Below are 24,355 nucleotides of genomic sequence, written 5' to 3' on the forward strand. Positions count from 1 at the left end.
GGACGCGGTGATCGACAGCGTGCCGGGTGACGGCACGACCGTCAGCATCCGTTTCCCGCGCGAGCGTGTGCAGCCAGCGGCGCCAAGGACCGCCCCGGAGGAGCGGCGCTAAGCTTCCGGCGCGGTTTGGCAGTCGGAAGGCACGCAGTATGGGCTACCGGCTGGCTGGGCTCAGATATTCCATGATCGTTGCATTTGATCGGCCTTGGCTGCTCCCGGGCACCGGTCTGGGCGCACGATTCGCTCCCTGAGGCACTGACTGTCACGCAGCGGGCAACTTGCAGGTGAGCGGGTGATGGAGAGCGGAAATATAATAATTTGTCTTAAATCTGAAACTAAAACACATTCGCAAATGCTTGATGTTAATCAGTGCATATGATGATATGCATCAATTGTATCGTTCGCTCGTCATCAAAAATATCGCATCGATACGCACAAAGTAATGACCACACAAATTCTATGGATATAGGAACTTTCATCCATTAGAGATGTGCGGCCTGTTTCATGCGTGCGTATTCAACGAAAAGAGCGGAAACGGGCCAAGACAGGACAGGACGCGTCAGCGCGGGGATGGGGATGAATATGCAAGCCGAGGCCAGGTCCGAGCGGTTCGCGCCGGATTTTCAATCCGTCCTGTCGGATATCACGCGGCTGATCGAGGCGCGGGCGATCACGCTCTATACGCCGCATCTGGCGCCGTCCGATCCGCGGGCCGTGTGGGCGGCCACGGGCATACCGCAGGAAGCGCTCAACGAATATGCCGCCTATTACGGCAGCCTGGATGTCTGGACGCAGGCCGCGACCCGCGACGGGCTGCCGCCGAAGGGCAGCCTGATCGTTTCGGACGAGCTGCTGCCGCCGGAGGATCTGCGGCGCAGCGAATTCTACAATGATTACCTGAAGCCCTATGAGATCGGGCGCACGCTGGTCTCCATCGTCGATGACGGCAAGCTGCCGGGCTTTCCGCGCGTGCGCCTGTCGATCGTCCGGGCCGAGGCCCAGCGCCCGTTCGATGCGCGGGAGAAGGCGACGCTGGGGGCGATGCAGCAGCTGCTGCGCACCGTCATGCGGCTGCATCAGGGTAGTATCCTGGCCAGCGGGCAATCGCAGCTGGAGGTTCTGGCGTTCGACCGGCTGAAGGAGCCGATCTTCATTCTCGACGCCGATACCTCGGTCCTCGCCTCGAACGAGGCGGCGCGGCGGATCGCCCAGTCCGACCCGCGGCTGCAGCTGCTGCGGGGCCGGCTGGTCTTTTCCAAGGCCGGCGACAATAACGACCTGCGCACCGCGCTGGCGGCGCTGGAAGCGGGCCGCGAAGCCCCGGTCTTCCTGCAGCTTTCCAGCAGTATGGCGGATGGAAGCCCGCTCTCGCTGATCCTGTCGCGCCCGTCCGGCCTGACTGCGGGGCAGACGCAGAACTGCATCGTCCTGCAGGTGCTCGACGCCGAGGCTGCCGGCGCGGATGACAAGGAATTGCTGGTCGCGCGGCTGGCCCTCACCGAGGCGGAGGCTGTGGTGGCGCTGGGGGTCGCACGCGGCATGTCGCATGAGGATATTGCCCGCTTGCGGCAGACCAAGGTCAGCACGGTGCGCACGATCCTGCAGCGGCTCTACGAGAAACTCCGCATCAACAAATCGACGGAGCTGTCGCGGCTCGTCCACCAGACGCTGTCGCACGATATCTTCCTGCGCTGAGCGCCGGCGCGCTTGATCAAGCTTTACGTTATTTTATCCTAAATTAGAGAAACCGCTGTTAGGCTTGTCGTTCGCCGGCAAGGTTTGCGGCGGCTTTCGGGCATGTGCCCTCCTGTCCGCAATCCTTGAAATGATATTTTTCAAGCGGTACATCCGGAAGGGTACGCACGCAGAACCGACCGGCAGAAAGCCGGGGGAGGACGAGAATGGCCAGGCAGCCGGCAGTGGCGGTGACAGGGGAGCGGGTGGATTTCGGCGAGAACGAGATCATCGTCTCGAAGACCGATCCCAAGGGCCGCATCACCTATTGCAATGATGTGTTCATGAAGGTTTCCGGCTATAGCGAGGCGGAGACGCTGGGCCAGCCGCACAGCTTCATCCGTCATCCCGACATGCCACGCAGCGTCTTCAAGCTGCTGTGGGACAGGATCCAGGCCGGCCAGGAAATCTTCGCCTATGTGAAGAACCGCACCAAGAGCGGCGGCCATTACTGGGTGCTGGCGCATGTGACGCCCAGCCTGGACGGCCAGGGGCGGATTCTGGGTTATCACTCCAACCGTCGTTTTCCGAAAGCGGCTGCGCTCACGGCCATCGAACCGATCTACAAGGAACTGCGCGCCATCGAGGAGCAGCCGGCCAACCGCAAGGACGGGCTGAAGGCCGCGCAGGAGCGCCTGGCCGCCATGCTGCAGGAAAAGGGACTCGGCTATGACGAATTCGTCCTCTCTCTCTAGGGCCGGCACCGCCGCCCTGCTGGCGGTGCTGACCGCCGCCGCCGCAGCCCTGCTACCCTGGCTGCCGGTCGCTGAAGCCGGCCTCTATGCCAGCGCCGCTGCCGCCCTGTCGGCGCTGTGCGCGGTGGCGACGATGCTGTTTCTGGCGAAGGCCCGGCGCTGGATCGTGCGCACGCAGGAAGTCTGCACCGCGGTGGCGGCCGGCGATTTCGAGCAGCGGCTGACGCGCCTCGACGAGGGCGGAGAGATGCTGGCGCTGTTGCGTGCGGTCAATCATCTGGTCGATGTGACCGACGCCTTCGTGCGCGAGGCCGGGGCCGCCATGGACTATGTCGCCAAGGGCCGCTTCTTCCGCAAGATCCAGCCGCAGGGCTTCGGCGGGCATTTCCTCGTCAGCGCCAACCGGATCAACGAGGCCACGGAGAGCATGGGCGCCAAGGTGACGCATTTCGCCAGCCTGACCGACGGCTTCGAAAGCCAGGTCGGCAGCGTGGTCGAGGTGGTGGCCTCGGCGGCGACGCAGCTGCAGGCAACCTCCTCCAGCCTGACCGGGCTGGCCAACAGCACCATGACCCAGACCACCGCCGTCGCCGCCGCGACGGAAGAGGCTTCGGCCAATGTCGGGGCGGTCGCCTCGGCGTCGGAGGAGCTGTCGGCCTCCATCGGCGAGATCACCCGGCAGGTCGGCGATTCGCTGCGCACCATCCAGGCGGCGAACGACAAGGCGAAGCTGGCGAACGACCAGGTCGCGACGCTGAGCCAGGCCGCCGAGGAGATCGGCAGCGTCATCACCCTGATCCGCGAGATTGCCGAGCAGACCAATTTGCTGGCACTGAACGCGACCATCGAGGCGGCGCGGGCCGGCGAGGCGGGCAAGGGCTTCTCCGTCGTCGCGTCGGAGGTGAAGAGCCTGGCCAACCAGACCGGCGAGGCGACGGCCCGCATTCAGGATCAGGTCGAGGGCATCCGCACGGCGACCGGCAAGGCGGTCCACGCGATCGGCGAGATCGTCACCGCCATCGACGATGTCAGCCGCATTTCCGCCTCGGTGAATCTGTCGGTCGAGGAGCAGGCGGCGGCGACCTCGGAGATCTCCAAGAATGTGCAGGAAGCCTCGGCCGGCACGGCGGAGGTCGCGCGCAGCACCACGCTGGTGCTGGAATCCGCCGGCGAGACCGAAAGTGCCGCGCGCGACGTGCAGAACGCCGCCGGCGAGCTGTCGCGCCAGGCCGAGGTGCTGCGCGCCGAGGTGGACCGCTATCTGGGAGCGGCCCGCTCGGCTTAGCTCAGGGGATAATCTTCTCGTCGCGGAAGCGCCGGAACAGCCGCAGGAACATCTCCTCGCTGTCGATGACATTGTGGAAGCCGTGCTGGCGCGATTTGGTGACGTTCGACATCACGTCCCAGTCGGCGCCGAACACATAGTCGCCGAACGGCCAGGCAGCGATCTCGTCGAAGCCATAGGGCTTCAGACCGTGCTTCGCGACGAGGGCGTTCCAGAGGTCTTCCTTGTCCGCCATCATCTGCGTCAGCGAGATGGTCTGCGGCGGCGCATAGGGCAGGCCGAAGAAATCCGCGAAGACCGGCCACAGATGGCACCAGCGGAAATAATCGCCATTGGTGATGTTGTAGGCCTGGTTGGAACAGCGCGGCTCCAGCGCCGCCCACAGGCAGGCATCGGCGAAATGCGCCGAATCCGTCACCTGATAGACCGAGGTGTAGGCGCCGGGCTTGCCGGGAAAGCGGAAGGGCAGGCCGAGTTCGCGGCAGAAGGCGGCATAGACGCCGATCACCGGCACGATGCTCATCGGCGTGCCGGGCGCGAAGCCGCACAGGGTCTGCGGGCGCAGCTCCACCCAGTCCCAGCGCTTGCCCTTCTGCCGCTCGGTCAGCCAGTCCACCTGGTTGAAGTAATAGTTGGGCGGCATGTGGCGCGGATCGCTCTCCCGCGCCGGCGTCTTGTAGGGGCCCATATGCACGCCATAGGTCTTGGTGCCGGTCACCAGCACGACGCGTTCGAGATGGGGCGAGATCGCCTCCACGGCGCTGACCGAACTGACCAGCATGCCGAGATTAGGCGCGATGTTCGCGGCATAGCCCGAGGCATGGCCGGGTACAGCCTGGAAGGCGGCGTAGAAGATGTGCGTGGCATCGGCGCAGGAACCTATCTTGGTGGCCACGTCGCGCTCGTCCAGCAGATCGACGGCGACATAGCGCACATCGCCCCGGCTCTCGCCCTGCCGGCGCGACAGGCCGACAATCTCCCAGCCGCCCTCGGCCTCCAGCCGCTCCACGATATAGCGCCCGATGACACCCAGCGCGCCGACGACGATAGCCTTCTTTTTTCCGGTCATTTGCTGCCCCTGTTCCTTTGGCTTCCCCACGGCCTATAGGACATGCACCGGCGGGGCCGGAAGGCAAGCTTCCCCGTTTGTCTGGCTTTTCCTTCGATGAGTGGCTGAAACGGTCTATATCCCCGGGGGATGTAAAGCGGGGAGAACAGGCGGCGTGACAATTCTGCGGTTGGCCTTACGCGATCTGCGCGGCGCGATGGGCGGTTTCTGGCTGTTGATCTTGTGCGTCGCCCTTGGTACGGCGGCGATGGCGACGACCGGCCTGCTGTCGCGCATGGTGCTGGACGGCGTGCAGGCCGGCGCGCGCGCCGGCATTGGCGGCGATGTCTCGCTGCGGCTTTATCACCGCCCACCGCCACCCGAGCATCTGGCGCTGTTCGCTGAGGCCGGCACCGCCAGCCTGACCGCCGAGCTGCGGCCGCTGGCGCATGGCGGCGGCAGCAGCACGCTGGTCGAGATGAAAGCGGTCGATGCCGCCTATCCGCTCTACCCCGATGGCGTCCTGTATCCCTAAAGGCCCCTGTCAGTAGCTCGGTCGGAACGCGACGTCTTCCGTTCCACTGGCGGGGGCGAGGATTTGCTGGCGTTGCTGGGGCTGGTGCGGGGCGACCGCATTATGATCGGCGGCCAGAATTTCGAGATGCGGGCAATGATCCGCGCCGAGCCGGACCGCGCGCTGCGCGGCTTCACGCTGGGGCCACGGGTGATCGTCGCCTTGCCGGCTATCGAGCAAAGCGCGCTGGTGGCACCCGGCACCCAGACCTATTGGTACAGCCGCGTGCGCCTGCGGGACCAGCTGGCGGCGGGCGACTGGATTCGCGATTTCGGGCAGCGCTTCCCGGAGGCCGGCTACCGCATTATCGATGCCGCGGATGGCGTGCCCGGCGTGGAGCGCAGCATGGCTTTCGTCACCTCCCTGCTGATCCTGCTGTCGCTCGGCATGGTGCTGATCGGCGGCGTCGGCGTCGGTGGCGCGGTCAGCGCCTATCTTGAACGCAAGCGCGACACCATCGCCATCCTGAAGGGGCTGGGCGCCACCAGCGCTACCATGCGGCGGCTTTACCTCGCGCAGATCGTGGCGGCGTCGCTGGCCGGTATCGCTTTCGGACTGGCGCTCGGCATCGCCGCCGCCCGCGCCGCAACGCCGCTGCTGGCCGGCTGGCTGCCGCTCGATCCGGCGCTTCGGTCGCTGCCGCTGCTGAGTGCTGCCGGTTTCGGGCTGCTGGCGAGCCTGATCTTCGCGCTCTGGCCGCTGGCGCGGGCAGCGCAGCTGCCGCCACAGCATCTGCTGCGCGACCTTGTGGCGGGCGACCGGCAGCGCCCTGGCTGGCGGACGCTCTCCGCACTGGCGCTGCTGGCGGTGCTGCTCCTTTTGCTGCTGGTCTGGTCGGCGCCGCTGCCGGTGGTGGTTGCTTTGTTCGCCGCCGGGGCGGCGCTGGCGGTGCTGGGATTCCTCGCCCTCGGACGGGTTGTCATGTGGGGCGCCGGCCGGTTTGCAGGCCGCACCCGTCATCCGCTGCTGCGACTGGCGCTCGCCAATCTGCACCGGCCCGGCGCGCCGACGGCATCGCTGGTGCTGGCGCTGGGCCTCTGCCTGACGCTGCTGGTCGCGGCTTCGTCGCTGCGCGGCAATGCGGCTTCGCATCTGCAAGACACGCTGCCGGCGGCATCCCCCGACCTGATCCTGCTGAACCTGCCACCGGAGGAGGCCGCACGCTTCGATACGCTGATAGCGAGGCAACCCGGTTTGGTCCGCTGGACACGCGCTCCCTTCCTGCATGGGCGACTCGACCGTGTCGGGGGCGTGCCGGTCGCCGAACTGCGGATCCCGGCGGAAGTCGGCTTCGTCGTCCGCGGCGACCGGGGCCTGTCCTGGCGGGCCGATCCGCCCGCCGCCGGCGTCGTGGCCGGCGACTGGTGGCCGGCGGATTATGACGGGCCGACGCTGCTGTCGGTCGATGCGCGCGTGGCGGACAGGCTGGGCGTCACGGTCGGCGATACTCTGACGCTGAACGTGCTGGGCGAACCGCTGGAAGGGCGGATCGCCAATCTGCGCCGGGTGGACTGGGCGGGGCTCGACCTGGACTTCCCGATCCTGCTGTCACCGCCGGCCGATCCGCCGCCTCATCGGGAGGTGGCCGCGCTCTGGCTGGCGGATGAGGCGGCGCTGGAGACAGTGCGGGCGGTCCTTGCCGATGCCTTCCCTGAATCGCCGACGATCAAGGTCGCGGAGGTGATCGATTTCCTCGCCGGGGTGGCCGCGCGCGGCGGAACGGCGATGACGGCGCTGGCGGCGGCGAGCGGGCTGGCCACCCTGCTGGTGCTGATGGGGTCCGTGCTGGCCGGACAGCGTCGGCGGGTGCAGGAGGCGGTGCTGCTGAAGATGCTGGGCGCGACGCGCCGGCAGTTGGCCGTGGCGGCGCTGCTGGAATATGGGCTGATCGCGGTTGTTGCCGGGCTGGCGGCGCTGCTGCTGGGGAATCTCGCCGCCTGGGCAGCGATTGGCGGCTGGCTCAATTTCCGCCCGGCGTTGGTCGGTGCGCTGCCCTGGCTCGCCGGGGCGGCAGCGGTCATGGCACTGGCCGGGCTTGCCGCCCTGAACCGCGCGCTCGCCCGGTCGCCGGCCCTTATGCTGCGGCAGGGCTAGGCCACGCCGTCACAAAGCTTTCTGCTTGCCGCGACGCCTCCGCATGATAGCGTTCGGGGGAATTTTCGGCGGGAGAAACCCTTTGAGCGCGACCACGACGACGGCCCTTCCCGACGGGCGCACCATCCAGTGCGTGAACCCGTATGAGGTGGATTTCTCGGTGCATGAAATCTTCTCCGAGGATTTCGCCGCGCACGGCATCGATCTGCCCGCGGAGGGCGTCTATTTCGATGTCGGCGCCAATATCGGGCTGTTCGCGATCTATCTGCGCGACCGCTGCGCGCAGGGCCGTATCTTTGCCTATGAGCCGATGCCAGCTGCCTTTGCCGCCCTTGCCGGCAATGCCGCCGCGCTGACGCCGCCAGCGGAGGCGATCCCGCTGGGGCTGGGCCGGGCGCCGGGTACGCTGGAATTCGACTATTTCCCCGGCATCTCCGCCCTGTCCACGGCGAACCGCGCGGTTGGCGAGAAGCTCTCCGCCGGGCTGCGGGAAGTCCTTGCCGGCAGCGGTGCCTCCGAGGCGGTGCGGGAAATTGTCGAGCGCATCGGCACGACGGAGCGGATGGAAGAGGCCGATTTCCTCGACAGCCTGTTTCGCACCGAGCGTGTGACCGCCGAGATCGACACCCTGTCCAGCCAGCTGGCCGCGCGCGGGCTGGCAGGCATCGATTTGCTGAAGATCGACACCGAAGGGGCGGAGAAGGAGGTGCTGGCCGGCATCGCCGAGTCCGACTGGCCGAAGATTCGCCAGCTGCTGGTCGAGGTGCATCTGGGCCGCGATGAAACCGAGGCCATCGAGGCCGACCTCAAGCGGCGCGGCTACCGCACCAGCATTGGCGGCCATCCGCTGTCGCAGGGCGGCGCGCCGGTGTTCCACATCTATGCCAGCCGTGGGGCGACCGGGGGGAAAAGGTGAGCCTGTCGGATGAGGCCGCCGCCATCGACTGGTGGGGGCTGCTGACCAGCCGGGATTTCCTGCAGAATCCCTATCCGGCGCTGCACCGGATCCGTGAACGGGGGCCGGTGCATTTCGACGCGGCCAGCGGCATCTATTTCGTGCTCGGCCACGAGGAATTCTCGCGCATCCTGAAGGCGCCGGAGATGGGGCGCGACACCCGCCTGTGGCGCGGCGGCTGGTATGAGGAGTCCTACCGCCAGAATGACCCGGTCGGCTACCGGCTGTTCGGCGATTTCCAGCCGCAGATGATCAACGCCAACCCGCCCGACCATGGCCGCATGCGCGGCGTGTACGAGCCGGCCTTCCGCGCCCAGGCGATGACGGCGCTGGAAGTAATGATCGAGGCGGAGGCCGCCCGGCTGCTGGACGCGCTACCGCGTGGTGGCACGGTGAACATGATCGACGGCTTCGCCGGGCCGATGCCGCTGCGCGTGCTGTGCAATCTGTTCGACATGCCGCAGAGCATGGATGAGACCATCGCGCGCTGGAGCGCCTCGCTGATCCGCATCGGCGATATTCTGATGACGCCGGAGCAGAAGCAGGAGGCGCTGGACGCGCTGATCGCGTTCAAGGATTTCCTGCGCGGCCATATTGCCGAGCGGCGCAAGCGGCCGGGCGAGAGCCTGATGGACATGGCGATCCGCGCGCATGACAGCGGCACCACCGACGAGGAGGAGACGCTGACCAACCTCGTCTCCATGCTGGTGGCCGGGCACGAGACCACGGTGACGCTGGTTGGGAACGGCCTGCTGCTGCTGCTGCGCCACCCGGACCAGATGGCGCGGCTGCGTGCCGACCCGGCGCTGATCCGCCCGGCGCTGGAGGAATTCATGCGCTGCGAGCCCGGTGGCAACATGATCCTGCGCGTCGCCATCGAGGATTATCCGGTCGGCGATACCATCATTCCCGCCAGATCGCCGGTGATCGGGCTGATCGGGGCCACCAACCGTGACCCGCGCCGGTTCGAGCGGCCGGACGATTTCGATGTCGGGCGGCGGCCGAACGCGCACCTGACCTTCGGCGGCGGCGTGCATGTCTGCATCGGCGCTCCCTTGGCGCGGCTTGAAGGGCGCATCGCCTTCACCAGCCTGCTGAGCCGTTACCCGCGGATGGAACTGGCGGGCGAGCCGGAATGGCGGCTCGACCGGCTGAACGCGCGCGGCCTTGCCAGCCTGCCCGTCAAACTGGGAGAAGCGGCGTGAGCGGAGCTGTCGGAATCGAGGCGCTGAACGTCTATGCCGGTGCCGCCAGCCTGGATGTGCGCGAACTCTGCGTGCATCGCGGGCTGGACATGCCGCGCTTCGAAAATCTGCTGATGCGCGAGAAGACGGTGGCGCTGCCTTACGAGGACCCCGTCAGCTATGCGGTGAATGCGGCAAAACCGCTGCTCGACCGGCTGGACCCGGCGGAGCGCAACCGCATCGAGATGGTGGTGGCCTGCACCGAATCCGGCATCGATTTCGGCAAGTCGATGAGCACCTATATTCACCACTATCTGGGGCTGCCGGGCAATTGCCGCCTGTTCGAGATCAAGCAGGCCTGCTACTCCGGCACGGCGGGCTTGCAGATGGCGGTGAATTTCGTGCTGTCGCAGACCTCGCCCGGCGCCAAGGCGCTGGTGGTGGCGACCGACATCTCGCGCTTTGCGCTGGCCGACGAATCGGCGATCCAGGAATGGGCCTATTCCGAGCCCAGCTCCGGCTCCGGCGCGGTGGCGCTGCTGGTCAGCGACACGCCGCATCTGCTGGCCATCGATCCCGGCGCCTATGGCAATCACGGCTTCGAGGTGATGGATACCTGCCGCCCCGGCCCGGACACCGAGGCGGGCGACGCCGATCTGTCGCTGATGGCCTATCTCGATTGCTGCGAGAAGGCCTACAAGGATTATGCCCGCCGGGTCGAGGGGGCGGATTTCCGCGAGACCTTCGGCTATCTGTGCTTCCACACCCCGTTCGGCGGCATGGTGAAGGGCGCGCACCGGCATCTGATGCGCAAGCTCTACAAGACCCCGCCGCCGGAGATCGAGGCGGATTTCCAGCGCCGCATGGCGGGCAGCCTGGCCTATGGCCAGCGCGTCGGCAACACGGCGGGGGCGTCGGTATTCCTCGGGCTGGCCGGCACGCTGGCGACCGGCGATTTCGCCAGCCCGCAGCGCATCGGCTTCTTCTCCTACGGCTCCGGCTGCTGCTCGGAATTCTACAGCGGCGTGGCCACATCCGACGGGCAAAGCCGGCTGCGCGCGATGGGCATCGATGCGGCGATGGATGCCCGCTACCGCCTGTCCATCGAGGAGTATGAGCGGCTGTTGCGCGGCAACAGCACGCTCCGCTTCGGCCTGCGCGACGCGCTGCCGGATCGCGCCATCGTGCCGGGTGCCTGGCAGGTCTATGAGGGTGGCGGTTCTAATGGCCAGCGGCTTGTCCTGCGCGCCATCGAAGGGTATCACCGGCTCTACGACTGGATTTAGGACGGAAGGCCAACAGGTGGACAGCGACAGCATCCTCAGCATCATCATTTCGCAGATCCGCATCGTGGTGCCGGACCTGGCCGACCATCCGATCGGGCGCGCCGATGCGATGGCCGATCTCGGTCTCGATTCCATCGAGCGCAGCGAGATCGTGCTGGCGACGCTGGAGGAGCTTGGCCTCGATATCCCGATGGTACAGCTGCACGGGCCGCGCAATATCGGCGAGCTGGCCGATCTGCTGCATGCCAAGCGCGCAGGATAATCCAGCCTCCATCGTCATTGCCGGCATCGGTGTCGCCGCCGGCCGGGGCTATGGCAAGCAAGCCCTGCGCGACGCGCTGTTCGGGGAGGCGCTGACCTTCGCGACGCTGCGCCGCGACGGGCGGCAGCTGCCGGACGCCTCCTCCTCCTTCATCGGCCTGGAACTGCCCGACCCGCCGGAGCTGCTGCCGGCCCGCATCGCGCGTACGGCGGGCCTGCCGGGCCGCGCCGCCATCGCCGTGCTGGACGAGGCCTGGCGCGAGGCCGGGCTGGAGGCGCTCGACCCGGCGCGCATCGGGCTGGTGGTCGGCGGCAGTAATCTGATGGCGCGCGAGCAGATGCTGGCGCAGCGCGACTACGCCGGACGCATGGCCTATTGGCCGCCGCGCCACGGCCATATGTTCCTCGATACCGATATTGCCGGATTGTGCGCCTCGGCCTTTCCGATCAAGGGCTTCACCATGAGCGTCGGCGGCGCATCGGCCAGCGGCGCGGTCGCGGTGATCCAGGCGGCGGAGGTGGTGCGCAGCGGGCGGGTCGATGCCTGCATCGCGCTGGGGGCACTCCAGGATGTCTCCTGCCTCGATCTGCAGGGTTTCCGGGCGCTGGGTGCGCTGGCGGATATCTGCCGGCCCTTCGACCGCGACCATGCCGGTTTCGTCTATGGCGAATCGACAGCGGCGCTGGTGCTGTGCCGGGCGGATATTGCCACTGAGGCGCCCTACGGCACGCTGGCCGGTTGGGCGCATCTCGCCAGCGGCAATCGCGGGCCGGAACCCTCAATGGAGGGCGAGCTGGCGGCAATCCGCTCGGCGCTGGCGATGGCCGGGCTGTCGCCCGAGGATATCGACTATGTGAATGCGCACGCCACCGGCACGCCGCTGGGCGACGAGACCGAGCTGGCGGCGCTCCGCGCGGCGGGGCTGGACCACGCCCGCATCAACGCCACCAAATCGCTGATCGGCCATGGGCTGGCCTCGGCGGGCGCGGTGGAGCTGGCGGCCACGCTGATCCAGATGCGCGACGGAAGGCTGCATCCGACCCGCCATCTCGACAACCCGATCGACCCGGCGATGGGCTTCGTGCGCGGCGCGGTGGAAGAACGCACAATTCGCACGGCGCTGAAACTCTCCTTCGGCTTCGGCGGGGTGGATACGGCGCTGGTGATAAGGGGTGAGGCATGAGCGGCGAGACAATCCGGCTGGAGATCGACAAGGGCATCGCCCGGCTGCGGCTCGACCGGCCGGAGGCTGGCAACGCGATCAACGCCCAGATGGTAGCGGAGCTCGACGCGGCGCTGACGCGCTGCGAGGCGGAGGGGGTGACCGTCCTGGTCCTCGAAGGATCGGGCGACAGTTTCTGCGCCGGCGGAGATTTCGAGGCGACGGCCGCGGGCGAGACGCTCGACCCGGCGGCGCTCTACGATCTCTGGCGGCGGCTGGCGGAAGGCCCGTTCGTCAGCGTGGCGCTGGTGCGCGGGCGGGCCAATGCCGGCGGAGTCGGGCTGGCCGCCGCCTGCGACATCGTGCTGGCCGACCGCAGCGCCAGCTTCGGCCTGTCGGAGATGCTGTTCGGCCTGTTCCCGGCCTGTGTGCTGCCCTTCCTCGCGCGGCGCATCGGCGCGCAGAAGGCCCATTACATGACGCTGATGACGCGCCCGCTGCCCGCCGAGGAGGCCGCCGGCTGGGGGCTGGTCGATGCGCTGGGCGACGAGGCGGAGGCGCTGCTGCGCCGTCATCTGCAGCGGCTACGCCATCTGGGCCGGCCCGCCATCGCGCGCTACAAGGCGCACCGCGCTGCGACCGACGACAGTCTGGCGCGCGGCCGCGATGCGGCGCTGGCCGCGAACCGCGAGATGTTCGCCGATGCCGAGGTGCAGCGGAACATCCGCCGCTATGTGACGGAGATGAAGTTCCCCTGGGAAGTGTGAGGGGGGAGGCTTAAACTTCTAGGCCGCCAGCGGCTTGCCGCGCAGATCGATGGCGCGCGATTGCGGCGGCACCACGCGGGTCAGGCCCGCACCTTCGCGGCGGACGAAGTAGCGGTCCAGCAGGGCGATGGACAGCAGGAAGACGAAGCACTGGTCCTCCTTGGTGCCGATCTCCCCGGCTGGGCGGTTCAGCACCTTGTCGGTCAGCCGGCGGGCGAATTTCGCATCCAGGAAGGGCAGCTTCGCCAGCTCCGCTTCCGACAGCAGCGCCTCCAGATAATCCGGTCGGGCGCTGGCGAAGGCCGCACTGTCCGGCGCGCGATAGGGGAATTTCCGCTTGGTCACGATGGAGGCGGGCAGCTCGCCCGCGAAGGCGCGGCGCAGCAGGCGCTTTTCCTCGAACCCGTCATCGAAGCGCAGGTTGGTGGCGCTGGCCGCCGCGACCACAGCCGGGTCGAGGAACGGGCAGCGATTCTCCACGCCATGCGCCAGGCTCATCCGCTCGCCCTGGGTGGACAGCAGATAGCCGGCCAGCAGCGTCCGGTATTCCAGCCATTGCGCCTTGTGGGTATCGCTGATCGCGCCATAGCCCGGCGCCCCGGCGACCAGCCGGGAGATCGCAGCGAAGGGATCGCCCGCATCGCGCAGCAGCCTTGTGGCGAAGCGGCCATTCTGGAAGCGCATCTCGTGCGAGAACAGGCCGGGCATCCGCTCCTCGGCGAATTGCTGGTAGAGGCCGGTCAGCGCGGCGATCTCCTGCGGGCCGTAATGGGTGAGGTGCGGGTAGAGCCTGCCCAGCCGGTCGCGCCGCACATCCTCGCCCAGATCGTTCCAGGCGCGGCGCAGCAGCACTTCCTTGAACAGATCGTAGCCGAGGAAGGCCTCGTCCGCGCCCTCGCCGCTGAGGATGACCTTGATGCCGGCATCGCGGGTCAGGCGCGACAGCAGGTACATCGGCACGAAGGCGCAGCGGAAGGCCGGCATTTCGGCATGGAACACGGCATCGGGCAAGGCGCTGGCGATATCGCCATGGCTGATGGTCAGCGCCTGGTGGCGGCTGCCCAGGAAGTCCGCCATCTCGCGCTGCTGTGGGGATTCGTCGAAGGCGGCATCCTCGAAGGCGACCGAGAAGGTGGAGAGCGCATGCCGGCTCTCGCGCTGCGCCAGCAGGGCGGTGATCGCGGAATCGACGCCGCCGCTCAGATAGACGCCGACCTCCACATCGCTGCGCAGCCGCAGGGCGACGCTGGCCCGCAGCCGCTCGCGGATCAGCTCCAGCGCCTCGGCTTCGCTGGAGACAGTCTCCGCCACATCGAAGGACAGCGCCTCATAGCGATGGCGGTTGACGGTGCCGTTCTCGACGCTCATCCACTCGCCCATCGGCAGACTGTCGATGCCCCTGAAGCCGGTCTGGTCAGGCAGCGGCGTCCAGCAGGCGAGGATCGAGGCGAGCTGCTGCTCGTCCTGCTCGAAGGAAAAGCCGGGCACGGCGAAGAAGGATTTCATCTCCGAGGCGAAATAGAACTCCCCGCCGCGCCACAGATAGAACAAGGGCCGCTTGCCATAGCGGTCGCGCGCCAGCACCAGCCGGCCGCTGGCCCGGTCATAGAGCGCGAAGGCGAAGCCGCCATTGAAGCGCGGCAGGCAGGCTGCGCCCCAGTGCAGCCAGGCCTGCAGTACCACCTCGGTGTCGGAGCGGGTCTCGAACACGCGCCCGGCGGCTTCCAGCTCGGCGCGCAGCTCCAGGTAATTATAGACCTCGCCATTATAGGCCAGCCAGTAGCGCCCGCTGGGGTCGCTCATCGGCTGAATGCCGGAGGCTATGTCAATGATTGACAATCGTGCGGTGCCGAGTGCTGCGCGGTCGTCCAGCATATGGCCCATGGCATCCGGTCCGCGATGGCCGATGGCGGTCAGCATGGTGCGGATCGTCTCCGGCCATGCCGCCGGCTCATGCGCCGCCCCCAGAAATCCGGCGATGCCGCACATGGTCAGTTACCGGAGCTGGCGGTAGGGGCGGTCTTGCGCGCCACGAAGTCGCGGATCTGAGTCAGGCTGACCAGCACGTTGCCGGTCATCTCCGCCTCGGTGAAACGGAAGCCGTACTCCTGCTCCAGGAAGCGGCAGAGCTGCACATAGCCGAAGGAATCCATGACCCCTTCCTTGAACAGGTTGGTGTCCTCGGGGAAGCTCTCGTCATATTCGATGAGGAATTGTTCCTCGATGAAGGCGCGAATTTTTTCCATGTTCTCAAAAGCTTCCGGGAAAGTCGGTTGAGGGAAGTCGGCACTCCGGGGCAGCAGGATCAATTCTACAGCGGTTCGTCCGGCCTGTCTGCGCCGGCAAGGGCCCGGACCGCCCTTGCGGCATCGTCAAGCGGCTTTTTATCTATTTATCATAAATGTATTTTTTGCGCATTTTTGCCAATGGGTTAATACTCGTGTACTCGGCACCGGGGCGTGGCACGCTGCGTTCCGGCAAGAACCGTGATTGTCAGGGAATTGGGGTCGGCCCGCACGCATGTATATTCTGCGCCTGCTTCAAAGCGGATCGCCCCAGGCCTATCGGGGGTTGCTGCTCGTCACCTGCCTGTCCGGCCTGTCGAACGTCGTGCTGATCGCGCTGATCAATCACGTCGCGGAGCAGGCGGAACAGCAGGTGCCGGTCGGCCTGCAGATGCTGCTGCTCTATCTCTGCGTCTTCGCCTTCTATTACGTCGCCGACCGAGCCTCGCTGCGCCAGGCCAACCAGTTCGTCCAGCACCGGCTGAGCGCACTCCGGCTGCGCGTCGTCGGCAAGATCCGCCGGGCCGATCTGCGCGCCATCGAGAATCTGGGCCATGGCGACCTGTATGCGACGGTGGCGCAGGAGATCAACCATCTCTCGCAGAGCTTCCCGCTGCTGGTGAATGCCGCGCAGGGCGTCTTCCTGCTGATCTTCTGCCTGCTCTACATCGCCACCCTGTCGCTGGTCTCCTTCCTGGTGATGACGGCCTTCACCATCATCGGCCTGTACATCTTCTGGCTGCGCCGCAAGGTGCTGGCCGAGGCGATGGAGGAGGTTTATGTCTGCGAGGCGGCGATGCTGGAATCGGTGTCGCACTTCACCGAGGGCTTCCAGGAAATCCGCCTGAACGCCGACAAGAACGATTCGCTGTTCCGGCATTTCGCCGGCGTGCTGGACCGGCTGGAGACGACGGTGATCGGCGTCGGCGGCAAATGGGTCGTGCTGCTGCAATTCGCCAATGCCTTCCTCTATGCGCTGGTCGGGCTGGTCGTCTTCATCCTGCCGATGTTCTTCGAGGGCTATTCGGACACGGTCTACAAGATCGTGGCGGTGTCGATCTTCTGCGTCGGGCCGGTCACCGGGCTGACCGCGGCGGCGCCGATCTTCTCCAAGGCGGATGTCGGGCTTGGCCATGTGTTCCGGCTGGAGCGGCGGCTGGACAACCGGCTGGGCGGCGCCGGCCATGCGGTGACAGCGCCCGAGGAGTCCCGGTTCCGGGGGTTCAGGACCATCAGCTTCGAGGGGGTGCGCTTCACCTATCGCGCGCCGGACGGCACGCCCAGCTTCACCTCCGGCCCGTGGGATTTCGCGCTGCGCCATGGCGAGATCGTGTTCCTGACCGGCGGCAATGGCAGCGGCAAATCGACGGCGATGAAGCTGGTCTGCGGCCTCTATGCGCCGGATGACGGCCGCATCCTGGTCGATGGCGTGGCGGTGGCGGACGACAGCCGGCAGGAATATCGCGAGCTGTTCTCCGCCATCTTCCCGGACTTCCACCTGTTCGACCGGCTGCACGGGCTGGAGAATGTCGATCCCGACCGGGTGACCGCGCTGATCGCGCGGATGGAGCTGTCGGACAAGGTGCGCTTCGAGAATGGCCGCTTCTCCAGCACCGAGCTTTCGACCGGCCAGCGCAAGCGCCTTGCGCTGATCGCCGCGCTGCTGGAGGACCGCGAAATCTACCTGTTCGACGAATGGGCAGCCGATCAGGACGCGCATTTCCGCGACGTGTTTTACAGCGAGCTGCTGCCCGACCTGAAGCGGCGCGGCAAGGCGGTGCTGGCGGTCACGCATGACGATCGCTACTGGCATCGCTGCGACCGCCGCCTGCATCTCGACCTCGGCAAGATGAGCCCGGTCGGGGATGGGAAGGAGGACAGCTGATGGCGCTGCTCGACTTCATCCTGCGGGCCGGCCGCCGTCCGCTGCAGATCATGGGCCTGTTGACCGTGATTGCCGGCCTCGCCAATGCGCTGCTGGTGGTGATCGTCAATGAGGTGGCGCAGCATGTGGCGGTGGCCGAACGGCCGGACCTGACCACGGCGCTGGTGTTCGTGCTGGCCTTCGTGGCCTATTACCAGGCCAACAAGTTCGCCCTGCTGCGCGCCAACCACATCATCGAGGTGCTGCTGAACCGGCTGCGGCTGGGCGTCATGGACCGGCTGCGCCGGGCCGAGCTGCGCGATGTGGACCAGCTGCGGCGTGGCCAGCTCTACACGCTGGTGTCGCAGGAAACCAACTACCTGTCGGTGACCTTCCCGCTGCTGGTCGATTCCTTCCAGCAGGCGATCCTGCTGGTCATCTCTCTTGCCTATCTGCTGTACCTGTCGCCGGCGGCCTTCCTGGTCTTCCTGATCTGCGTGTTTGCCGGCGTCATCGCCTATCACCGGATCAACGAGCGGATGGGCGATACGCTGCGCCGGCTGCATCGCTTCCAGGCGCGCCTGCTCGACGCCATCGGCGACATCATCAATGGCAGCAAGGAACTGCGGCTGAACAGCCGGAAGAACGAGTCGGTATTCCAGTCCTACCGCAAGCTGTCGCGCGCCACGGAAGCCACGCTGATCGATTCCGGCGAGCAATGGACCGCGATGATCCTGCTCAGCAGCGCGGTCATCTTCGCCATGCTGGGCAGTGTCGGTTTTGGCTTCCCGCACTTCGTCGGCAATCACGGGGACATCGTCTTCCAGCTGATCCCGGTGCTGCTGTTCTGCGTGGCGCCGTTTGCCAAGATCGTCAGCCAGTCGCCGATGTTCGTGCGCGCCGAGGTCAGCCTGCAGGGTGTGCTGGAGATCGAGCGCCAGCTGGGCGCCGCCGACATGCTGAGTCCGTCCGACGCGCGCGCGGCGGCGGCGGCCTATCGCGATTTCCGGACGCTCGGCTATTCGGCGCTGACCTTCACCCATCGCGATGCGACCGGGGCCGGGACCTTCACGCTGGGGCCGCTCGACCTCACCGTGCAGCGTGGCGAGACGCTGTTCCTGGTCGGCGGCAATGGCAGCGGCAAATCGACGACGCTGCGGCTGATGACCGGCCTGTACGCGCCGGAGGCCGGGTCGATCCGGGTGGACGAGACGCCGATGGTGGGCCGCGATGTGGCCGGCTTCCGCGAGCTGTTCGCCGCGATCTTCGTCGATTTTCACCTGTTCGACCGGCTGTACGGGCTGGAGAATGTGCCGGCCGAGCAGGTCAATCTGATGATCGAGGAGATGGGGCTGGCCGGGAAGGTGCGCTATGAGTACGGGCGGTTCTCGACCACCCATCTGTCCACCGGCCAGCGCAAGCGCCTCGCGCTGATCGCGACATTGCTGGAGGACCGGCCGGTCTATGTGTTCGACGAATGGTCGGCCGAGCAGGACGTTCACTTCCGCGCCTATTTCTACAATACTGTGCTGAAGCGGCTGAAGGCGCAGGGCAAGACCGTGATCGCGGTCACCCATGATGAGCGCTACTGGCATCTGGCGGATCGGGTGGTGAAGCTCGATCTCGGCAGGGTCGAGTGGCAGCGCCAGGGCAGCGAGATGGAGGCGCCATGAAGGCCTTCCTGTTTCCGGGTCAGGGCGCTCAGCGCATCGGCATGGGGGAGGGTCTGTTCGAGGCCTTCCCCGAACAGACCGCCTGTGCCGATTACGTGCTCGGCTACTCGATCCGTGAGCTGTGCCTGACCGGCCCGATGGAGCGGCTGACGCAAACGCAGTTCACCCAGCCTGCGCTCTATGTCGTCGGCGCGCTGACCTGGCTGAAGCGCGTGGCGGACGGGGCGAAGGCCGATTACCTGCTGGGCCACAGCGTTGCCGAATATATCGCCCTGTTCGCCGCCGGCGTGGTGGATTTCGAGACTGGTCTGCGGCTGGTGCAGAAGCGCGGCGCGCTGATGGCCGAGGCGACGGGCGGCGGCATGGCGGCGGTGCTGGGACTGGAGGCAGCGCAGGTCGAGGATATCATCCGCCGGCATGGGCTGACCGATATCTTCGCCGCCAATGTGAACACGCCGAAGCAGATCGTGGTGTCGGGCAAGCGCGAGGCGGTGGTGGCCGCCGAGCCGCTGTTCCTGGAGGCCGGCGCCTCGCATTACCGTGTGCTGCAGGTCAGCGGCGCCTTCCACACGCCCTTCATGCAGCCGGCGCGTGACGCCTTCACCCGGTTCCTCGCCGATATCGAGTTCCGCGCGCCACAAGTGCCGGTGATCTCCAACGTGACCGCGCGCCCGCACAGGCCAGACGCGATTGCCCGGCTGATGGCCGAGCAGATCACCGCCCCGGTGCGCTGGAGCGACAGCATCCGCTACCTGCTGGCCAAGGGCCTCGCCTTCGAGGATTTCGAGGAGCTGGGACCGGCCGGCGGTGCAGTGGTGAAGCCGATGGTGAAGCGCACCCAGCTGGAGGCCGGGCCGCTGGACGCCGCCGAATTGGCAGCGGAAGAGACAGCGGAAGCGCCGACCGTGGAAGCGCCCACACGCATGAATGGCACGCGCCACAAGGCCGCCGGCTTCGGCGCCGCGACGCTGGGCTCGGCAAGTTTCCGCGAGGATTTCGGCGTGAAATACGCCTATGCTGCCGGCGCCATGTATCAGGGCATCGCCTCGGCGGAGCTGGTGATCCGCATGGCGAAGGCCGGGCTGCTGGCCTTCTTCGGGGCCGGTGGGCTGCCGATGCTGGCGGTCGAACAGGCGATCCAGCGCATCCGGTCGGATATTCCGCCGGGCGCGCCCTTCGGCATGAATTTCATCGCCCATGCCAATTTCCCGCAGCTGGAAGAGGATCTGGCTGACCTGCTGCTGCGCCACCAGGTGCGGGTGATCGAGGCCTCCGCCTTCATGGAGGTGACGCCGGCGCTGGTGCGCTACCGCGCCAAGGGGCTGAGCCGCGAGGGCGGGAAGATAAAAGCTGCCAACCGCATCGTCGCCAAGATTTCCCGGCCCGATGTGGCGGCGCAGTTCCTGTCCCCGGCGCCGGAGCGGTTGCTGACCCGCCTGCTGGAGTCGGGCGGCATCACGCCGGACGAGGCGGCGCTGCTGCGCGAAGTGCCGATGGCCGATGCGCTGTGCGTCGAGTCCGATTCCGGCGGCCATACCGACCAGGGCATGCCTTTCACGCTGATCCCGGCGACCCTGAAAGTGCGCGATGACGCACAGGCGCGCTTCCCCGATTTCGCGCGCATCCATGTCGGCGCCGGCGGCGGCATCGGCACGCCGGAGGCGGCGGCCGCTGTCTTCGTGCTGGGCGCCGATTTCATCCTCACCGGATCGATCAACCAGTGCACCGTGGAGGCCGGCACCAGCGACGCGGTGAAGGACATGCTGGAAGGCATGAATGTCTATGATACCGACTACGCCCCCTCCGGCGAGATGTTCGAGATGGGCTCCAAGGTGCAGGTGCTGAAGAAGGGGCTGTTCTTCCCGGCCCGCGCCAACAAGCTGGTCTCCCTGTACCGCCAGCACGAATCGCTGGAGGAGATCGAGCCGGCGCTGCGCCGGCAGATCGAGGAGCGCTATTTCAAGCGCAGCTTTGACGAGGTGTTCGCCGATGTGAAGGCGAGCTACCGCGCCGCCGAGGTAGAGCGCGCCGAGCGCCAGCCGAAGCACCGCATGGCGCTGGTCTTCAAACGCTATTTTCGCGACACGACGCGCTGGGCGCTGGCCGGCGATCTGGAGCACAAGGTCGATTTCCAGGTGCATTGTGGCCCGGCGCTGGGCGCCTTCAACCAGTGGGTGGCGGGCAGCGATCTGGCAAGCTGGCGCAACCGCCATCCCGACCTGATCGCCGACCGGCTGATGGCGGAGACCGCCGACCTGCTTTCGCGCCGGTTCTCCATCCTGCTGGGGGAGGGCGGATCATGAGCCGCCCCGTCGCCATCATCGGCATCGGGCTGCGCCTGCCCAAGGCCGATACGCTCGACCAGTTCTGGCGCCATCTGGCGGCGGGCCGCTCGCTGATCTCGGAAGTGCCGGAGGGGCGCTGGGACAAGGCGGCACTGCACGGCAATCCGGCGTCCGGGAATAAAACAGCCAGCATCTGGGGCGGCTTCATTGAGGAGGCCGATTGCTTCGATGCGCCCTTCTTCAGCGTGTCGCCGCGCGAGGCCGCATGGATGGACCCGCAGCAGCGTTTCGCGCTGGAGATGGCGTGGCACGCCATCGAGGATGCGGGCTATCGCGCCTCCCAGCTCGCCGGCAGCCGCACCGGCGTCTATATGGGCGTGTGCCACTGGGATTATGCGGAGCTGCTGGAAAAGCACCTGGCGCAGACCGACGCCTATATGCCGACGGGCATCGCCTTCTCGATCATCGCCAACCGGGTGTCGCATTTCTTCGATCTGCAGGGCCCCAGCATCGCCAACGACACCGCCTGCGCCGCCTCGCTGACGGCGATCTACGAGGCGGTGCGCGCGCTCGATGCCGGCGATTGCGAGATGGCGCTGGCCGGCGGCGTGAATTTGATCTGGTCGCCGAACCATTTCGTTGCCTTCTCCAAGGCCGGCATGCTGTCGAAGGAGGGCAGCGGCAAGGCCTTCGACGACCGCGCCGACGGCTATGTGCGCGGCGAGGGCGGCGGGGTGCTGCTGCTGAAGCCGCTGGACAGGGCGCTGGCGGATGGCGACCCGATTCATGCGGTGATCCGCGGCATCGGCGTCAATCATGGCGGGCGCACCAGCTCGCTGACCGTCACCAGCCCGGACGCACAGGCGTCGCTGATCGAATCCGTGCATCGCGCCGCGGGCGTGACGCCGGACCGGGTGAGCTATATCGAGGCGCACGGTCCCGGCACGCCGCTGGGCGATCCGATCGAGATCGCCGGGCTGAAGCAGGCCTTCGCCGCGCTGCATACGGCGGCGGGTACCGAGCCCGCGCCGGAAAGCTGCGGCATCGGGTCGGTGAAGACCAATATCGGCCATCTGGAAGGGGCGGCGGGCGTTGCCGGCATCGCCAAGCTGCTGGCCGCGCTGCGCCATGGCGCGCTGCCCGCCAATGTCGGCTTCCAGACGCTGAACCGGCTGATCGATCTCAGCGGTTCGCCCTTCCGCATCCAGGCGGAACGGCGCGACTGGCCCAGCGATCCCGACCGGCCCCGGCTTGCCGGCATCAGCTCCTTCGGGTTCGGCGGCGCCAATGCCCATGCCCTGCTGGAGGAAGCGCCTGTCCGCACCGATGCGGGTGGTTTTGACGGTCCCGTCATCCTGCCGATCTCGGCCCGCGATGAGGACCGTCTCGCGGCTTATGCGGAAAGGCTGCGCGACTGGCTGCGGGATGCGCCGGACAGCCTCTCGCTGGCCGATCTCGCCTACACGTTCCAGACCGCGCGAGAGCCGATGGAGGCCCGCGCCGCTGTCGTCGCCAGCGACCGGGATGGGCTGCTCGAAGCGCTGGAAAATTTCCTCGCCGGTAACGCGCTGGAGGACGCTCCTCATGCCGACCTCGCCGCGCGCTGGCGCGCCGGGGCGGATGTGGACTGGTCCGCGCTCTACACAGACGGCCAGACGCCGCGCCGCATCCATGCACCGCTCTATCCCTTCGCGCGGCACCGCTACTGGATGGATGCCTCGCTCGCCGGCAAGGATACGCAAGCCTTCCCGCACCCGCTGGCGCAGCGCAACCTGTCAGGTCTCGACGGGCCGCGTTACATCTCGCAGCTTGGGCGCGAGGCTTTCTACTGGGCCGATCACCATGTCGGCGGGCAGCAGATATTGCCCGGCGTCGCCTGCCTTGAGGCGGCCCGAGCGGCGCTGGAACAGGCGCGCGGCGGCGCGCCGCTGACCGAGGGGCTGAGTTTCGAGCAGGTGAGCTGGACCCGCCCGATTCGCGCCGGGTCCGTTCCGGTCGCGGTGGAGACACGGCTGCAGCCGCAGGCAGAAGGCGGCTTCGGCTTCACAATCTCCACAGCGGAGGGTGCCACCAACGCGCAGGGCGTGCTGCGCCTGGCACTGCTGGAGCCGCTGCCGGCGCTGGACCTCGCCGCACTGGCCGGTTCGCTGCCGGAAACCATCGATCCCGCCGAGTGCTATCGCCGGCTGGTGGCGAGCGGCGTTGCCCATGGCCCCGCCTTCCAGGCGCTGCGCACGGTAAGACGCGGCGATACAGGCGTACTGGCGGAGCTGCGGCTGGGCCGGTTGCTGCACGGCACGCTGGCGCAGCTGCCGCTGCATCCGGTGCTGCTGGACGCCGCCATTCAGGCCTGGGTCGCGCTGGATGGCGACACCCCTGCCGGCAGCGCCGTGCCCTTCGCCTGCGGCCGGATCGAGATGCACGGCCCCTGTACGCCGGTCATGCATGCCCATGTCCGCCGCGTTGCCGGATCGGTGCGCAGCGATGCGGTGGTGCGCCTCGACATTGATCTGACGGACAAGGACGGCAAGCCCTGTCTTGCCTTCCGCGATCTGGCGCTGCGGCTGGTCGCGCCAAAGGCGATGGACGAGATGGTGCCGGCGGCGGAAAGCGCCGAGGCGCCGACCGTGCATCTGGCCGGGCGCTGGGTCGAACGGCGCGCACAGGCAGACCCCACCCCACGCGAGACGCACATCTACCTCGCCGGTTTCGCGTCGGACATGGCGGCACAGCTTGCCGCGCGCACCGGACTGCCGGTCGCGTGCCTGCCGGACGCTGCTGACCCCGCCGCGCGCGCCGCCGGCTGGTTCCGGCATCTGCATGGCGCGCTGGCAGCACGGATGCGGGCAAAGCCGGCGCTGCCGCAGCGCTTCCTCGTGCTGGCCGGGCCGAAGGCGCCGGCCTGGCTGGCAACGCCACTGGCCGGGCTGCTGCGCACGGCGGCGCAGGAGAATCCGAAATTCTCCGGTGCGGTCGTGGCGGTGGAAGGTGTTGCGGACATCGACCGGCTGGCCCGGCTGCTGGCGGTGGAATCTACAGCCGCCGCCGATGACTTCGCCGAGCTGCGCCACGAAGCCGCCGGCACACGCTTCGCCTGGCAGCCGGCGGAGATCTCGCTGGCGGGCGAGGCACCGGCTCTGAACCCCGAGGCCGCCTACTGGATCACCGGCGGTCTGGGCCGGCTGGGGCTGATCCTCGCCGG

The 24,355-nt window shown here is 67.3% G+C and carries 18 protein-coding genes; 15 read left to right on the forward strand and 3 right to left on the reverse strand.

What is annotated here, in order from left to right; translation table 11 throughout:
* The first annotated feature begins 576 nt into the window (after nucleotides 1–576).
* The 3 genes from MK313_RS14315 to MK313_RS14325 all read left to right on the forward strand — a co-directional run bounded on the left by MK313_RS14315 (nucleotide 577) and on the right by MK313_RS14325 (nucleotide 3,714).
* Nucleotides 577–1,695 (forward strand): helix-turn-helix transcriptional regulator, encoded by a 1,119-nt coding sequence (locus MK313_RS14315; protein ID WP_287782403.1) that lies wholly within the window; start codon nucleotides 577–579, stop codon nucleotides 1,693–1,695.
* 206 nt (nucleotides 1,696–1,901) lie between these two features.
* Nucleotides 1,902–2,429 (forward strand): PAS domain-containing protein, encoded by a 528-nt coding sequence (locus MK313_RS14320; protein ID WP_121219602.1) that lies wholly within the window; start codon nucleotides 1,902–1,904, stop codon nucleotides 2,427–2,429.
* Entirely contained in the window at nucleotides 2,404–3,714 is a 1,311-nt protein-coding gene (locus MK313_RS14325; RefSeq protein WP_121219603.1) for a methyl-accepting chemotaxis protein, read from the forward strand. The genes MK313_RS14320 and MK313_RS14325 overlap by 26 nt, the downstream gene beginning before the upstream one ends.
* Nucleotide 3,715: 1 nt before the next feature.
* Here MK313_RS14325 and MK313_RS14330 read toward each other — a convergent pair whose 3' ends face one another.
* Nucleotides 3,716–4,783 (reverse strand): SDR family oxidoreductase, encoded by a 1,068-nt coding sequence (locus MK313_RS14330; protein WP_287782406.1) that lies wholly within the window; start codon nucleotides 4,781–4,783, stop codon nucleotides 3,716–3,718.
* A gap of 154 nt (nucleotides 4,784–4,937) precedes the next feature.
* Between MK313_RS14330 and MK313_RS14335 the strand changes: the two genes are divergently transcribed.
* From MK313_RS14335 to MK313_RS14370, 8 genes are all read left to right on the forward strand, one after another.
* The gene (locus tag MK313_RS14335; RefSeq protein WP_287782408.1) at nucleotides 4,938–5,297 is read left to right on the forward strand and encodes a hypothetical protein; all 360 of its coding nucleotides are present in this window, start codon (nucleotides 4,938–4,940) and stop codon (nucleotides 5,295–5,297) included.
* Between the two features lie 63 nt (nucleotides 5,298–5,360).
* Nucleotides 5,361–7,430: an ABC transporter permease gene (locus MK313_RS14340; protein ID WP_287782410.1), complete on the forward strand. Its 2,070-nt coding sequence runs from the start codon at nucleotides 5,361–5,363 to the stop codon at nucleotides 7,428–7,430.
* Nucleotides 7,431–7,512: 82 nt separating this feature from the next.
* Entirely contained in the window at nucleotides 7,513–8,346 is an 834-nt protein-coding gene (locus MK313_RS14345; RefSeq protein ID WP_287782412.1) for an FkbM family methyltransferase, read from the forward strand.
* Nucleotides 8,343–9,590 (forward strand): cytochrome P450, encoded by a 1,248-nt coding sequence (locus MK313_RS14350; RefSeq protein ID WP_287782414.1) that lies wholly within the window; start codon nucleotides 8,343–8,345, stop codon nucleotides 9,588–9,590. Before MK313_RS14345 ends, MK313_RS14350 begins: the two co-directional genes overlap by 4 nt.
* A complete protein-coding gene (locus tag MK313_RS14355; RefSeq protein ID WP_287782416.1) occupies nucleotides 9,587–10,855 on the forward strand; it encodes a hydroxymethylglutaryl-CoA synthase family protein in 1,269 nt (422 codons plus the stop codon). The genes MK313_RS14350 and MK313_RS14355 overlap by 4 nt, the downstream gene beginning before the upstream one ends.
* A 16-nt stretch (nucleotides 10,856–10,871) precedes the next feature.
* On the forward strand, nucleotides 10,872–11,117 hold the full coding sequence (locus MK313_RS14360) for an acyl carrier protein (protein ID WP_287782418.1): 246 nt from the start codon (nucleotides 10,872–10,874) through the stop codon (nucleotides 11,115–11,117).
* Nucleotides 11,098–12,300 (forward strand): beta-ketoacyl synthase N-terminal-like domain-containing protein, encoded by a 1,203-nt coding sequence (locus tag MK313_RS14365; protein WP_287782420.1) that lies wholly within the window; start codon nucleotides 11,098–11,100, stop codon nucleotides 12,298–12,300. The genes MK313_RS14360 and MK313_RS14365 overlap by 20 nt, the downstream gene beginning before the upstream one ends.
* Nucleotides 12,297–13,046, forward strand: coding sequence for an enoyl-CoA hydratase/isomerase (locus MK313_RS14370; RefSeq protein WP_287782422.1), 750 nt, complete (start codon nucleotides 12,297–12,299; stop codon nucleotides 13,044–13,046). Before MK313_RS14365 ends, MK313_RS14370 begins: the two co-directional genes overlap by 4 nt.
* An 18-nt stretch (nucleotides 13,047–13,064) precedes the next feature.
* Here MK313_RS14370 and asnB read toward each other — a convergent pair whose 3' ends face one another.
* Together asnB and MK313_RS14380 are read right to left on the reverse strand one after the other, a co-directional pair.
* A complete protein-coding gene (asnB, locus tag MK313_RS14375; protein ID WP_287782424.1) occupies nucleotides 13,065–15,035 on the reverse strand; it encodes an asparagine synthase (glutamine-hydrolyzing) in 1,971 nt (656 codons plus the stop codon).
* 2 nt (nucleotides 15,036–15,037) lie between these two features.
* Nucleotides 15,038–15,292: an acyl carrier protein gene (locus MK313_RS14380; RefSeq protein ID WP_008944490.1), complete on the reverse strand. Its 255-nt coding sequence runs from the start codon at nucleotides 15,290–15,292 to the stop codon at nucleotides 15,038–15,040.
* Nucleotides 15,293–15,566: 274 nt separating this feature from the next.
* Here MK313_RS14380 and MK313_RS14385 point away from each other — a divergent pair, with 274 nt between their 5' ends.
* The 4 genes from MK313_RS14385 to MK313_RS14400 form a co-directional block, all read left to right on the forward strand.
* Nucleotides 15,567–17,216: a cyclic peptide export ABC transporter gene (locus tag MK313_RS14385; protein WP_287782426.1), complete on the forward strand. Its 1,650-nt coding sequence runs from the start codon at nucleotides 15,567–15,569 to the stop codon at nucleotides 17,214–17,216.
* Nucleotides 17,216–18,868, forward strand: a complete 1,653-nt coding sequence (locus MK313_RS14390) for a cyclic peptide export ABC transporter (RefSeq protein ID WP_287782428.1) — start codon at nucleotides 17,216–17,218, stop codon at nucleotides 18,866–18,868. Before MK313_RS14385 ends, MK313_RS14390 begins: the two co-directional genes overlap by 1 nt.
* Nucleotides 18,865–21,171, forward strand: coding sequence for an ACP S-malonyltransferase (fabD, locus tag MK313_RS14395; protein WP_287782430.1), 2,307 nt, complete (start codon nucleotides 18,865–18,867; stop codon nucleotides 21,169–21,171). The genes MK313_RS14390 and fabD overlap by 4 nt, the downstream gene beginning before the upstream one ends.
* On the forward strand, nucleotides 21,168–24,355 hold a 3,188-nt coding region (locus MK313_RS14400; protein ID WP_287782431.1), incomplete at its 3' end, for a beta-ketoacyl synthase N-terminal-like domain-containing protein. The genes fabD and MK313_RS14400, both read left to right, overlap by 4 nt.

Source organism: Oceanibaculum sp. (assembly GCF_022449305.1).
GTDB lineage: Bacteria > Pseudomonadota > Alphaproteobacteria > Oceanibaculales > Oceanibaculaceae > Oceanibaculum > Oceanibaculum indicum.